Here is a 14,440-nt window from a genome sequence, read left to right on the forward strand (position 1 = left end):
TTGCCATGATCAGTGAAATCCAAACCATTCAAGACGATGCGCTCTGGTACAAGGATGCCGTCATCTACCAGTTGCATGTGAAGTCGTTCTTCGACTCGAACGGGGATGGCGTCGGCGACCTGCCAGGCCTGATCTCCAAGCTGGACTACATCGCCAGCCTGGGCGTCAACACCATCTGGCTGCTGCCCTTCTACCCCTCTCCCCGGCGGGACGACGGCTACGACATCGCGGACTATCGCGGCGTGCATTCCGACTACGGCACGATTGCCGACGTGCGCAAGCTGATCCGCTCGGCGCATGCCCGCGGACTGCGCGTCATCACGGAACTGGTCGTGAACCATACGTCGGACCAGCACCCGTGGTTCCAGCGGGCGCGCGCCGCCAAACCCGGGTCCGCCGCCCGCAATTTCTACGTGTGGTCGGACAACGACAAGGCCTACGCGGGCACGCGCATCATCTTTTGCGACACCGAGAAATCGAACTGGACCTGGGATCCGGTCGCGAACGCGTACTTCTGGCACCGCTTCTATTCGCACCAGCCCGACCTGAATTACGACAATCCGCAAGTCCTGAAGGAAGTGCTGTCCGTGATGCGCTACTGGCTGGACATGGGCGTGGATGGCCTGAGACTGGACGCTGTGCCCTATCTGGTCGAGCGCGAAGGCACCAACAACGAGAACCTGCCCGAGACGCACCAGGTGCTCAAGGAGATCCGCGCCGTGATCGAGGCCGAGTATCCCGGCCGCCTGCTCCTGGCCGAGGCCAACCAATGGCCCGAAGACGCGCAGGAATATTTTGGCGCGGGCGACGAATGCCATATGTCGTTTCACTTCCCGCTGATGCCGCGCATGTACATGGCGATCGCCCAGGAAGACCGCTTCCCGATCACCGACATCATCCGGCAGACGCCGGATATTCCCGCCACCTGCCAGTGGGCCATCTTCCTGCGCAACCATGACGAACTTACGCTGGAGATGGTGACCAGCCGCGAGCGCGACTACCTCTGGAATGTGTACGCGGCCGAGCCGCGCGCCCGCATCAACCTGGGCATCCGCCGCCGGCTGGCGCCGCTGCTCGAACGCGACCGCCGCCGTGTCGAACTGATGAACAGCCTGCTGCTGTCCATGCCAGGCACGCCGGTGCTGTACTACGGCGACGAACTCGGCATGGGTGACAACGTCCACCTGGGCGACCGCGACGGCGTGCGCACGCCGATGCAATGGTCGCCGGACCGCAACGGCGGATTCTCGCGCGCCGATCCCGAGCGGCTGCCGCTGCCGGTGCTGATGGGCCCGCTGTACGGCTATGAGGCGGTGAACGTCGAAGCGCAGCAGCGCGATCCGCATTCGCTGTTGAACTGGACCCGCCGCCTGCTGGCCCAGCGCCGTCAAAGCCATGCCTTCGGGCGCGGCACGCTGCGCTTCATCTTTACCGGCAACCGCAAGATCCTGGCGTATCTGCGCCAATGGCAGGACACGACCATCCTGTGCGTCGCCAACCTGTCCAATGCCGCGCAGCCGGTGGAACTGCACATGCAGGAGTTCGCCGGCCGGGTGCCGGTGGAGATGCTGGGGGGCACGCCCTTCCCCGCCATCGGCGAACTGCCCTATCTGCTGACGCTGCCGCCCTACGCGTTCTACTGGATGGACCTGAGCGTGGACGCCGCGCCGCCGGGATGGCATGCCACGGCCCCCGCGCAGATGCCCGAGCTGGTCACGCTGGTGCTCAGGTCGCGCGGCGGCGCCGCCCTGACGGATGGCTCGCGCGCCACACTGGAAAACGAAATCCTGCCCCAGTACCTGGCCCGTCAGCGCTGGTATCCGGGCACCGAGCCGCCCTCGCGCGCGCGGCTGGCCTATGCCACGCCGTTCGCGTCGGCGGACGGCGAATACTACTGGGCCGAGGTCGAACCGCAGGACGGCGTGGAGGGCATGCGGGCGCAAGCGCCGTTCGTGCTGGTCTGGGATGAAACCGCCGTCATCCAATACGCCATCGCCCGGGTGCGGCGCGGCCCGGAGGTCGGCATCCTGGCCGACGCCTTCCTGCAGCCGGGCTTCGTCACGGGCACCCTGAAGGCCATGCAGGCCGGCGCCGAACTGGACGGCCGCAGCGCCGGCAAGCCCGGCGACAAGCCGGGCATCATCCGCTTCATTCCGGAAGCGGGCCTGGTCGAAATGGCGCTGGCCGACAACCCCGAACTGCAATGGCTGACGGCCGAGCAGTCGAACAGCTCGGTCATCGTTGACGGCCAGCTGATATTGAAGCTGATCCGCAGCGTGCAGCCTGGCGTTTCGCCCGAAGCCGAGATGACGCGCTATCTGACGCGCGCCGGCTACACCAATATTCCCGCCCTGTTGGGCGAGGTGCAGCGCGTGGACGCGGAAGGCGTGATCCACACGCTGGCCGTCGCCCACCGCTATGTCGTCAACGAGGGCGACGCCTGGAGCTGGACGCTGGACTATCTGAAGCGCACGCTGGCCAACGCGCTGCTGGTGGGCAACAGCCCCGAGGAATTCGAGGAGAGCCTGCAGGGCTACGCCGTCATGGCCGCCACCATCGGCGAGCGCCTGGCGCAGATGCACGCGCTGCTGGCCGCGCCCACGGACGATCCGGACTTCCAGCCGCGGCTCGCCAGCCAGGCGGATTCCGATGCGCGCGCGGAGCATATCCGCGGGCTGCTGGACCGCGCGGAACAAGCTTTGCGCGCCCAGTTCGACAAGCTTGAAGCGCCGTCGCGGGCGTGCGCCGAATGGTTCTTCGACCATCATGCCCGCCTGTCGGACCGGGTCGCCACCATGGCGCAGGCCGAAATCGGCACAACGTGCCTGCGCGTGCATGGCGACTTCCATCTGGGACAGGTTCTGGTGGCGCAGACTGACGCCTACCTGATCGACTTCGAAGGTGAACCCATCAGCAGCCTGCAAGCGCGCCGGGCCCTGGCCTCGCCCTACAAGGACGTGGCCGGCATGCTCCGGTCGTTCGACTATGCGGCCGCCTCCATCGCGCGGACCGACCTGATGGGCGGCGCGCACATGGACGCCAATGCCGGCGCGGACGACAGCCCGGCCGCGTCCGTCGCGCCCGCCGAACAACGCGACGCGCTGCTGACGCGCTTCAGGCACCAGGCCTCTGACGCCTTCCTGCGAGGCTATCGCGGCGCCCGAGGCGAGGCATTGACGCCAGCGGGCGGCGAAGAAGGCACGCTGCTGTCGCTCGCCCAGCTTGAAAAGGCAGCCTATGAAGTCGGCTACGAGGCGGCCCACCGCCCCGACTGGATCTCGATTCCCCTATGCGCGTTGACCGAATTGGCGCGAAACGTCCTGCTGTCGGCGGCGATAGACGCCGAAGGAAAAGCGCCATGACCGAAGTGTTCACCCCCCACGCCCCGGCCGCCGCGGACGGCGGCCGTATCGACGCCATGGAGCTGACGGCCCTGGCTTGCGGCCTGCATGACAATCCCTTCGCGGTCCTGGGACCGCATCACGGCTGGCTGCGGGTATTCGTGCCTGGGGCCCTGGCCGTCGACGTGCTGGACCAGGACGGCGAGCGCACCCCGCTGCGCGAGCAGGGGCAAGGGCTGTATATCGGCCAGGCGGCCGGGGTGCGGCCCGGCGACGGCGCCTCGTACCGGCTGGCCATTCAATGGCCCGGCGCCGAGCAGATCACCGCGGATCCCTATGCCTTCGGCGCCTTGCTGGACGAAGCCACGCTGCGCCGGTTGGCGCAGGGTTCATGGCGCGACGCGGCCGATGCCCTGGGCGCGTGCCTGATGGAAGTGGACGGCGTGGCGGGATTGCGGTGCGCGGTCTGGGCGCCCAATGCAAGACGCGTCGCCGTGATCGGCGATTTCAATGGCTGGGACGGGCGGCGGCACGGCATGCGCCTGCGGCATGCCGCGGGCGTCTGGGAGATCTTCATCCCTGGCGTGCGGCCGGGTGAACGCTACAAATTTTCCATCACCGATCAAGCCGGCGTCCAGATCCCGAAGGCCGATCCCATGGCGCGCCGCTGCGAAGAAGCGCCGGCCACCGCGTCCGTCGTGGACGACCCCGCGCCCTACGCTTGGAACGACGCGGCATGGATGCAGGAGCGCGCAGGCCGCCAATCCCCCGCCGCGCCGCTGTCGATCTATGAAGTGCATGTCGGGTCGTGGGCCAGGCTGGACCAGGGCCCCTGCGCGTGGGACCAGCTTGCGGACAAGTTGCCGGCCTACGCGCGCGCCATGGGATTCACGCATCTGGAGCTGATGCCCATCATGGAGCACCCGTTCGGCGGTTCGTGGGGCTACCAGCCCTTGGGCATGTTCGCGCCCACGGCCCGCTATGGCCCGCCCGCCGCCTTCGCGCGATTTGTCGACCGCTGCCACGAGGCCGGCGTCGGCGTCATCCTGGACTGGGTGCCGGCGCACTTTCCCGACGACGCGCATGGGCTGGTCCGCTTCGACGGCACGTCCCTCTACGAGTACGACGACCCGCGCGAGGGCTATCACCCCGACTGGCACACCATGGTCTACAACCTGGGCCGCAACGAAGTCAAGGCCTTCATGATCGCCAGCGCCATCCACTGGCTGCGGCGCTTTCATATCGACGGCCTGCGCGTGGACGCGGTGGCGTCGATGCTGTACCGCGACTACAGCCGCCAGCCCGGCGAATGGATACCGAACCGATACGGCGGCCGCGAAAACCTGGAAGCCGTTCAGTTCCTGCAGGAGCTCAACGGCACAGTACGCGCGGAGTTCCCGGACACCATCATGGTGGCCGAGGAATCGACCGCCTGGCCGGGCGTGACGGCCCCGGTGACGGAAAACGGACTGGGCTTCCACTACAAATGGAACATGGGCTGGATGCACGACACCCTGCGCTACCTGGAGCAGGATCCCATCCACCGCCGCCACCATCATCACGACATCACGTTCAGCATGGTGTATGCGTACAGCGAGCGTTTCATCCTGCCGCTGTCCCACGACGAGGTCGTGCACGGCAAGGGCTCGCTGCTGGGCAAGATGCCCGGTGACGGGGCCGCCCGTCTGGCCAACCTGCGCGCCTACCTGGGGTTCATGTGGGCGCATCCCGGCAAGAAGCTGCTGTTCATGGGCGGCGAGCTGGCCCAGCCCGCGGAATGGAACCACGACGGCACGCTGGACTGGAATCTGCTGGACCATCCGGGCCACCAGGGCATGCAGCGCCTGGTCGCCGACCTGAACCGGCTGTATTGCCGGCAGCCCGCGCTGCACGCGCTGGATGCGGATCCCGCGGGCTTTGCCTGGACGATCCTGGACGACCAGGACAACAGCGTGGTGGCGTTTGTCCGCAGCGACGGCCAGGGGCACATGCTGGCGGTGTCGAACTTCACACCCGTGACCCGCCACGGCTACCGCGTCGGCGTTCCGCGCGCCGGCAGGTGGATCGAAATGCTTAACACCGACGCTTCGCACTACGGCGGCTCCGGCCAGGGCAACCAAGGCGGAGCCAGCACTGGCGACATGGCGGCCCACGGGCAGCCTCAGGCCCTGTCGCTGACGCTGCCCCCGCTGTCCACCCTCTATCTGCTACACGAAGGCTGAATCCATGGATCCGTCCCAATTGACACGAATCAGCGGTGGGCAGCCCCATCCGCTGGGCGCCACCAGCGATGGGCTGGGCGTGAATTTCGCGGTCTTTTCCGCGAACGCCACACGCATCGAACTGTGCCTGTTCGACATGCGGGGCCGCAAGGAGCTTCGCCGCTTCGACCTGCCGGAGTGCACGGACGAGGTCTGGCATGGCTATCTGCCGGACGCGCAGCCCGGCCTGGTCTATGGCTATCGGGCGCACGGCCCATACGACCCGCAGAACGGCCATCGCTTCAATCCGCACAAGCTGCTGCTGGATCCCTACGCCCGCCAGCTGACCGGCCCCGTGCATTGGAGCAACGCGCTGTTCGGCTATCGCATGAACCATTCGCGCGAGGACCTGAGTTTCGACCGCCGGGATAGCGCACCGGCCATGCCCAAGGCCATCGTTGCCGACGAAGCCCCGTTCAACTGGGGCAACAGCAAGGCGCCGGCCACGGCCTGGAACGACACCACCCTCTACGAGGTCCATGTGCGCGGCGTGTCGATGCAGCGCGAAGACCTGCGCCAGCCCCTGCGCGGCACCTGCGCCGCGCTGGCCGATCCACGATTCATCGAACACCTGCAGCGGCTGGGCGTGACCGCCGTGGAGCTGCTGCCGGTGTACGCGTTCCTGCAGGACCATTTCCTGACGGAACGCGGGCTGCGCAACTACTGGGGCTACAGCACGCTGTCCTACTTCGCGCCAGAACCCTCGTATCTGATGCAGGATCCCAACGACCTGCGTCAGGCGGTGCGCCGCCTGCACGCGGCCGGCATCGAGGTCATCCTCGACGTGGTCTACAACCACACCTGCGAGGGCAACGAAATGGGGCCGACGCTGTCGTGGCGCGGGCTGGACAACGCCAGCTATTACCGACTGGTGCCCGGCGAGGAACGCCGCTACATCAACGATACCGGTTGCGGCAACACGGTGAACATGTCGCATCCCCGCGTGCTGCAGATGGTGACGGACTCATTGCGCTATTGGGCTACCTCGTATGGCGTGGACGGGTTCCGCTTCGACCTGGGCGTGACGCTGGGACGCGAGGGCAACGGCTACGACCCGGGCGCGGGATTCTTCGACGTGATCCTGCAGGATCCGGTGCTGTCCCGGCTGAAGCTGATTTCCGAACCCTGGGACATCGGGCCCGACGGCTACCAGCTTGGCAACCATCCGCCCGGGTTCGCGGAATGGAACGACAAGTTCCGCGATACGACCCGCCGGTTCTGGCGCGGCGACGAAGGCATGCGGGGCGACATGGCCGCGCGGCTGTGCGGTTCGCGCGATCTCTTCGACCGCCGCCACCGGCGGCCCTGGTCCAGCGTCAACTACGTGGCGTCGCACGATGGCTTCACCCTGGCGGACATCGTCAGCTACGACGGCAGCCACAACGAGGCCAACGGCGAAGGCGGCAACGACGGCCATTCCGAAAACTACAGCCATAACTGGGGCGAGGAAGGCCCGACCGAGGACGCGGAAATCCTGGAGACCCGCGGGCGGGTCCAGCGCGCGCAGTTGGCGAGCGTGCTGCTTTCGGACGGCACGCCGATGATCCTGGCGGGCGATGAATTCGGCAACAGCCAGGACGGCAACAACAACGCCTACTGCCAGGACAACGCCGTGTCGTGGCTGGATTGGACGCAGGCGCAGAGCGACACGGGGCGCGAGTTGAGCCGCTACGTGGCGCGGCTGATTGCCTTGCGCCGGGCCCATCCCAGCGTGCGTAGCGCCCGCTATGGCGATGCCGGCCAGGAACTGTCGCCGGGGGTGGCCGCCATCTCTTGGTTCGACGCCGCCGGCGCGCCCCTGGACGGACCTGCCTGGGAAAACACGCAGGAACGCGTGATGGGCTTGCGGCGCGCCGCCATGCTGGAGGATGGCGGCGTGGATGTGACCCTGCTGCTGATGAATCCCACGGCGGATCCCGTGCCGTTCGGCCTGGCCGAACCCGCCATGGCCTGGACCCTGGAGCTGGACTCCGCCACGCAGGCGCCGTCCGCGCCCCTGGACGGCGCCGAGGTGACGGTGGCGCCGCACAGCATCGTCCTGCTGACGGCGGCGCGCAAACCGGGAGACACCCCATGACACCTCCGTTCTCCTTCGGCGCCATCCCGCTGGAAAGCGGCGTGACGCGATTCCGGCTATGGGCGCCCAGCGCACCGGAAGGCCTGGCGCTGGAGGTGGAGGGCCATCCGCCCATCGCCCTGCGCCCGGGCGCCGACGGTTACGCGCAAGCCGACGTCGATTGCCCCCCCGGGGCCCGCTACCACTACCGGCTGGACGCGGACACCATCGTCCCCGATCCGGCCTCCCGCCTGCAGGATGGCGACGTGCATGGCGACAGCATCGTCGTCGCGCCCGGCGGCTACGAATGGCGCCATCCCGAATGGTCCGGCCGTCCCTGGGAAGAGACCGTGCTGTACGAAGTCCACGCCGGCCTGGCGGGCGGCTACGCGGGGCTGCTTGCCCGCCTTCCCGAACTGGCCGCCATGGGCATCACCATGCTGGAGCTCATGCCCATCGCGGATTTTCCCGGCGAGCGCAATTGGGGCTACGACGGCGTGCTGCCCTATGCGCCCGACACCGCCTATGGCACGCCCGACGCGCTGAAGCGCTTGGTCGACGGTGCGCACGGGCTTGGCATGAGCGTGATGCTGGATGTGGTCTACAACCATTTCGGGCCGGACGGCAACTATCTGTCCGGTTACGCGGCGCCCTTTTTCAGGTCCGACATCGATACGCCGTGGGGCGACGCGATCGACTTCCGCGAAGCCGCCGTCAGCCAGTTCTTCAAGGAGAACGCCCTGTATTGGCTGACCGAATACCGCTTCGACGGGCTGCGCCTCGACGCCGTGCATGCGATCGCCGGGCATGAATGGCTGCACGAACTGGCGCAGTTTGTGCGGGAAGGCGTGTCGGCCGAGCGCAACGTGCATCTGGTGGTGGAAAACGACGACAACCGCGCCAGCCTGCTTCAGGGCGATTTCGATGCGCAATGGAACGATGACGCGCACCACGTGCTGCATCATCTGCTGACAGGCGAGACCCGGGGCTATTACGCCGACTACTGCGACGCGCCCGCGCAGGCGCTGGCGCGGTGCCTGGCGGAAGGCTGGCTCTACCAGGGGCAGCCCTCCCCCTACCGCGGCGGACAGCCGCGCGGCGAACCCAGCGCCGCCTTGCCCCCTTCGGCCTTCGTGCTGTTCCTGCAAAACCACGACCAGACGGGCAACCGCGCGCGCGGCGAGCGGCTGATCAGCCTGGTGGACAGCGGTCAGCGCCTGCGCGCGGCAGTGGCGCTGCAGTTGCTGGCGCCGCAGATACCCTTGATTTTCATGGGTGAGGAACGCGGCGCCCGCGCGCCGTTTCTGTATTTCACAAGCCACACGGACCCCCTGCTCGCGCAGGCCGTGCGCGATGGCAGGCGGCGCGAATTCGCGGCCTTCCCCGAGTTCGCGGGCGATGCGCCCACGGCGCAATTGCCCGACCCGAACGATCCGGCGAGCTACCACGCCAGCAGTCCGTGGACGGACGGCGAAGACGCCGGCGAATGGATGCGGGATTACGCCGCCTTGCTTCAGTTACGGGCCCGCCTGATCTCGCCCCGGCTCGCGGGCGCGGTCAGCCTGGGCGCCAGCGGCATTGGCGAACGCAGCGTGTTCGCCCGCTGGGAACTGGCCGATGGCGCGCGCCTGACCGTCTACACGAATCTGGGGCCCGCGCATCAAGCCGTGCCCGCCCCGCTGATGCCCGGTCCGGACGTGTATGCCACCCTGCTGTTCGAATCGCTGGCCGGCGGCCGGGATGCGCTCGCCCGCGGCGAGCTTTGCCCGGACAGTACGGTCTGGTTGCTCGAGGAGCCCGCATGACCGCCGACGAAGCCCCGGATGGCGAACTGTCCGCCCTGGCCGCCGCGGCGGGCATCTTCGAGCACTGGACGGACGCCCGCCAGCGGTCCCGCCGCGTCGCGCCCGCCACGCTGCGCGCCCTGCTGGACGCGCTGGACTTGCCCGCCGACAGCCCGCAAGCCATCCGCGACAGCCGCCAACGCGTGGCGGCGCAAGCCGCGGACGCCTTGCCGCCCGTGATCGTGACCCGCATCGATGAGACGGCGCCGTTGCCGCGCGCCGCGCGCGGCCCTTACCGGATCGTCTGCGAGTCGGGGCGCATCGTGGAAGGCGAGATCCGCATCGACCGCGACGGCCAGCCTTGTCTGTCTGCCCCGGACGAGCCCGGATACCATCGGCTGTCGCTGGCGTCGGGCGACGCGACCCTGGCCGTCGCGCCCCGGCAGGCGCCCGGCCTGGCCGACCTGACCGGCGTCGGCAACCCGCGCTGCTGGGGAATCAGCGCACAGGTCTACAGCCTGCGGCAGGACGCATGCGCGGCGTTGCCGCGCACCCATGGCTTCGGGGACTTCGGCGCGCTGCGCGAGCTGGCCGTGGCCGCCGCCGAGCAAGGCGCCGATGTGCTGGCCATCAGCCCGGTGCATGCCATGTTTGCCGCGCAGCCCGAGCGCTGCAGCCCCTACTCGCCCTCCAGCCGCCTCTTCCTGAATGTCCTGTATGCCGCGCCCGCCGGGGTGCTGGGCCAGGATGCGCTGGCCCGCGCGCTGGCCGGGACCGAGCCCGCAGATCTGAGCGCACTGGACGGGCTGGACCTGATCGACTGGCCCGCCGCCGCCGCGCAACGCCTGCATTTGCTGCGCGCGCTGCACGGCCAGTTCGCAAGCAGCGGGCCGGCGGGGCCGCGTCAGCGCTATGCGCAATTCTGTGCGGCGGGCGGGCAAGCCCTGCGCGACCATGCGGTGTTCGAGTCGTTGCATGCGACGCGACGGGCCCCGGACGGCGCGGTGCTGCCGTGGCGGCTATGGCCCGCGGGGCTGCGCGATCCGGCATCGGCCGAGGTCAGGCGCTTTGCGCAAGATCATCCGATGGAGGTGGACTTCCATCAGTTCGCGCAGTGGCTGGCCGCCGAAAATCTCGCGGCGGCGCAGGCGGCCGGCCGCGAGGCCGGAATGCGGCTCGGCCTGCTTGCCGACCTTGCCGTGGGCGACAGCCCCGACGGCAGCCATGCGTGGAGCCGGCAGGCCGACCTGATGCCGCGCATGTCGATCGGCGCGCCGCCCGACATCTACAACCCCCTTGGGCAGAATTGGGGCTTGACCGCGTTTTCCCCGCGCGCGCTGCACGCCAATGGTTACGCGGCATTCATCGATATGCTGCGCGCCAGCCTGGCGCACACCGGCGGCGTGCGCATCGACCACATCCTGGGCATGGCGCGGCTATGGCTGGTGCCCGACGGCGCCACGCCCGGCGAAGGCGCCTATCTGCGCTATCCGCTGGACACCCTGCTGGCGCTGACGGCGCTGGAAGCCTGGCGGCACCGGGCCTTCGCGATCGGCGAAAACCTGGGCACCGTGCCCGAGGGCTTCGACCAGCGCCTCAAAGACAACGGGCTGCTGGGCATGAACGTGCTCTGGTTCATGCGGCAAGCGCCGGACGCCGCGCCGGGACCGGATGCGCCGGCGGGCTTCACGGACCCCGCGCAATGGCCGCCCGATGCCGCCGCGATGACCACCACGCACGACCTCCCCACCCTGCGCGGCTGGTGGAAGGAGCGCGATATCGACTGGCGCGTGAAGCTGAACCTGCTGGGCGCGGACGACGACGAAGCCACACTGCGGCGCGGCCGCGCCATCGACCGCGAGTTGCTTGCGCGGGCGCTGGATGCCGCAACCGGAGCGCCAGCCGCTGGAGCATCAGCCGCCGCGTCGGCGGCCGCCAAGGCATCAGGCGCTGGGGCATCAGCCGCCGAGGCATCAGCCGCCATAACATCACCCGCCAAAGCATCGCCCGCCGGAACCGCGCCCGCCGAAGCCCCGCTTCCAGCGCTGCTGCGCTTCGTGTCCTCCAGCCAGTGTCCGCTGCTGCTCGTGCCCATGGAGGACGTGGCCGGCCTGCTGGACCAGCCCAACCTGCCGGGCACCATCGATACCCATCCGAACTGGCGCCAGCGCTTGCCGCTGAGCATCCGCGCCACCTTCGCCGACCCCGCCGCGCAGCAACGCCTGGATGCCGCGCGCACCGGAAGGAGCCGCCCGTGAGCGCGCCGCAAGCCACCGCCCGTCTGCAGTTGCACGCGGGTTTCACGCTGGACGACGCGTGCGCCCAGGTGGACTATTACGCCGACCTGGGCGTCAGCCATCTGTACTTGTCGCCCATCACCCGCGCGCGGGCCGGGTCCACGCATGGTTACGACGTCATCGACCATGCCTGCGTCAATCCCGAACTGGGCGGTGAATCCGCCCTGCTCCGCCTGGCGCGGGCTGCCAGGGCGCGCGGGCTGGGCCTGATCGCGGACATCGTGCCCAACCACATGGCCGCGCACCCCTCCAATGCGTGGTGGCGCGATGTGCTGGCCCACGGCCCGGCCAGCGCCTGGTCGCGGCATTTCGACATCGACTGGGATCCGCCAGCGCCCACGCTCAAGGGCAAGGTGCTGTTGCCGGTGCTGGCCGACCCCTACGGCGTGTCGCTGGAGCGCGGCGCGATCACGCTGCGCGGCGGCGCCGGCGGCGAAGTGGAACTGGACGTGTCGGGGCAGCGCTATCCGCTAGCCGTCGCATCGGCGCCGCGCGCCGACACGGCCGCCTGGCTGCGCGAGCACGACCCCGCGCATCCCGCAGGCCGCCAGCGCCTGCATGAACTGCTGGAACGCCAGCACTACCGCCTGGCGTGGTGGCGCACGGCGCCGGACCTCATCAACTGGCGGCGGTTCTTCGAGATCAGCGAGCTCGTGGGGGTTCGCGTCGAGGACGACGCGGTGTTCGACGACGTCCACGCGATGGTCCTGCGTTTGTATGCGCAGGGCGTCCTGGACGGGCTGCGGGTGGATCATATCGACGGGCTGGCGTCGCCGGGCGCCTACCTGCGGCGCCTGTCCCGCTGCCTGGCCGACGCCGGCGCCAGCCGTCCAGAGGCTTGCCGGCAGGAGCAGCCGTATTTGGTGGTCGAGAAGATCCTGGCGCAGGATGAAACGCTGGATCCGCGCTGGCTGACGGACGGCACGACCGGCTACGACTTCATGGATCAGGTGGGCGCGTTGCTGCACGCGCCGCAAGGCGAAGCGCCGTTGCGCGCGTTCTGGGAAACGTTGGCCGGCGACGCGCGAGCGCCCCGGGAACAACTGCGGGCCGCGCGCGAACGGATGCTGGCCCGGCATTTTCCGGCCGAACGGCAGGCGCTGGTGCGCAGCCTCGAGGCCATTGCCGCGCAGGACGAACGCACGCGCGACTGGAGCGCCACCGCGATCGACCGGGTCCTGACTGCCTGGCTGGCCGCGTTTCCCGTCTATCGCACCTATGCCGAGGACGATGCGGGCACCGCCGCCGACGCGCATTGGCGCGAACTGGCCGCCCGCGAGGCCGCCGCAACGCTGAACGCGCGCGAGGACACCGCCGACGCCTCGCTGCTGGCCCGGATCGGCCAATGGCTGGACGGCGCATCCCCCGCCGCCGGCCATCAGGCCGCCCTGCGCCGGTTTCAGCAGTTGACGCCGCCGCTGGCCGCGAAGGCGCTTGAAGACACGCTGTTCTACCGTTACGGGCCGCTGCTGTCGCGCAATGAGGTCGGCGCGTCGCCGGACGGTTTCTCTTTGTCGGCCGACGGCTTCCACGCCGTGAGCGCAAGCCGCGCCCGCACGCATCCGCGAGCCATGCTGGCCACGGCCACGCACGATCACAAGCGCGGCGAGGACACCCGGGCGCGGCTGGCCGTCCTGACCGAAATGCCGGAGCGCTGGACGCAGGCCGCCAGCGGCTGGATCGATGCGCTGCCCCCCGGCCCGTCCCGCGCCGACCGCTACATGCTGCTCCAGACTTTGGTCGGCGCGTGGCCGCCCGAGTGGGACGTGGGCGTGATCGAGCGCGACCCCGACGCGCTGCGCGCGTGGACCGCCCGCATTGGCCAGTGGCAGGAGAAGGCCCTGCGAGAGGCCAAGCTGCACACGAGCTGGACCGATCCCGACCCGGCGTATGAAGCCGCCGCGCAGGAAGCCCTGGCCTTCCTGGTGGACGACGGCCGTGGCCGCGAGCTGCTCGCCGATATCGCCGCGTTCGCCTTGCACATCGCGCCCGCAGGCATGGTCAATAGCTTCACGCAGACGCTGCTGCGCAACACCTTGCCTGGCGTGCCCGATCTGTACCAGGGCACCGAGCTGTGGGACTTCAGCCTGGTCGATCCCGACAACCGCCGTCCCGTCGACTACGCGTTGCGCGCGTCCCTGCTTGCGCAGTCGTCGGGGGATGTCGCCATGGACCTGTCGGCGCAGGCATGGCGGTCGGGCGCGGTGAAGCAGGCCTTGATCCACCGCCTGCTGGCCGCCCGTCAGCGGCTGCCGGGGCCGTTCGCCAGCGGTGACCTGGTGCGCGTTCATGCCGAGGGCGCGCAGGCGATGCATGTGCTCGCCTTCCTGCGCCGTCACGACGGGCAGAATGCACTGATCGTCTCGTCCCGGGGGTGCGCGTTGCAGTTGGCCGGTTATGCCAGCGGTGGCAGCGAGGCCGGCCGCGAATTCTGGGCCGCCACGGCGCTGAGGCTGCCCGAGGGCAGCACGGGCCTGGCGCTGCATGACGCGCTTACGGGACGGCGCCTGCGCGCCGCCGCCAACGGCCTGCTGCCGCTTGCCGAGGTGCTGCGCGACGGTCCCGCGGGGCTGTGTCTGTCAGTGTAGCCGCAAGGCCCGCCTGACATGAAACGGCCCCCTCCGCGCCACGGAGGGAGCACGGAGGGGGCCATCGTGTACTACGCGCCGGCCATGCGGGGGGGCCGCGCGGCCAGCTCAAG

The 14,440-nt window shown here is 69.2% G+C and carries 6 protein-coding genes; all 6 read left to right on the top strand.

Translation table 11 applies throughout. The features are described 5' to 3' along the window. Positions 1-5 precede the first annotated feature (5 nt). Genes treS through treY form a run of 6 tightly spaced genes read left to right on the top strand, consistent with a single transcriptional unit; the run spans position 6 to position 14,327 of the window. Positions 6-3,362: a maltose alpha-D-glucosyltransferase gene (treS, locus tag ASE30_RS09365; protein WP_057284114.1), complete on the top strand. Its 3,357-nt coding sequence runs from the start codon at positions 6-8 to the stop codon at positions 3,360-3,362. Then, complete coding sequence (gene glgB / locus ASE30_RS09370) at positions 3,359-5,563, top strand: 1,4-alpha-glucan branching protein GlgB (RefSeq protein WP_082601535.1); 2,205 nt, start codon at positions 3,359-3,361, stop codon at positions 5,561-5,563. Before treS ends, glgB begins: the two co-directional genes overlap by 4 nt. Before the next feature lie 4 nt (positions 5,564-5,567). Continuing rightward, positions 5,568-7,679: a glycogen debranching protein GlgX gene (gene glgX, locus ASE30_RS09375; protein ID WP_057284038.1), complete on the top strand. Its 2,112-nt coding sequence runs from the start codon at positions 5,568-5,570 to the stop codon at positions 7,677-7,679. Continuing rightward, positions 7,676-9,463: a malto-oligosyltrehalose trehalohydrolase gene (gene treZ / locus ASE30_RS09380; protein ID WP_057284039.1), complete on the top strand. Its 1,788-nt coding sequence runs from the start codon at positions 7,676-7,678 to the stop codon at positions 9,461-9,463. Before glgX ends, treZ begins: the two co-directional genes overlap by 4 nt. Then, the gene (malQ, locus tag ASE30_RS09385) at positions 9,460-11,700 is read left to right on the top strand and encodes a 4-alpha-glucanotransferase (RefSeq protein ID WP_057284040.1); all 2,241 of its coding nucleotides are present in this window, start codon (positions 9,460-9,462) and stop codon (positions 11,698-11,700) included. The genes treZ and malQ overlap by 4 nt, the downstream gene beginning before the upstream one ends. Beyond that, on the top strand, positions 11,697-14,327 hold the full coding sequence (treY, locus tag ASE30_RS09390) for a malto-oligosyltrehalose synthase (protein WP_057284041.1): 2,631 nt from the start codon (positions 11,697-11,699) through the stop codon (positions 14,325-14,327). The genes malQ and treY overlap by 4 nt, the downstream gene beginning before the upstream one ends. The last annotated feature ends 113 nt before the right edge of the window (positions 14,328-14,440 follow it).

The organism is Achromobacter sp. Root83, assembly GCF_001428845.1.
Classification (GTDB): Bacteria; Pseudomonadota; Gammaproteobacteria; order Burkholderiales; family Burkholderiaceae_B; genus Achromobacter.

Coding starts and splice junctions, on each gene's coding strand:
- glgX (WP_057284038.1), top strand. CDS start 5,568: ATGGATCCGTCCCAATTGACACGAATCAGCGGTGGGCAGCCCCATCCG.
- glgB (WP_082601535.1), top strand. CDS start 3,359: ATGACCGAAGTGTTCACCCCCCACGCCCCGGCCGCCGCGGACGGCGGC.
- malQ (WP_057284040.1), top strand. CDS start 9,460: ATGACCGCCGACGAAGCCCCGGATGGCGAACTGTCCGCCCTGGCCGCC.
- treS (WP_057284114.1), top strand. CDS start 6: ATGATCAGTGAAATCCAAACCATTCAAGACGATGCGCTCTGGTACAAG.
- treZ (WP_057284039.1), top strand. CDS start 7,676: ATGACACCTCCGTTCTCCTTCGGCGCCATCCCGCTGGAAAGCGGCGTG.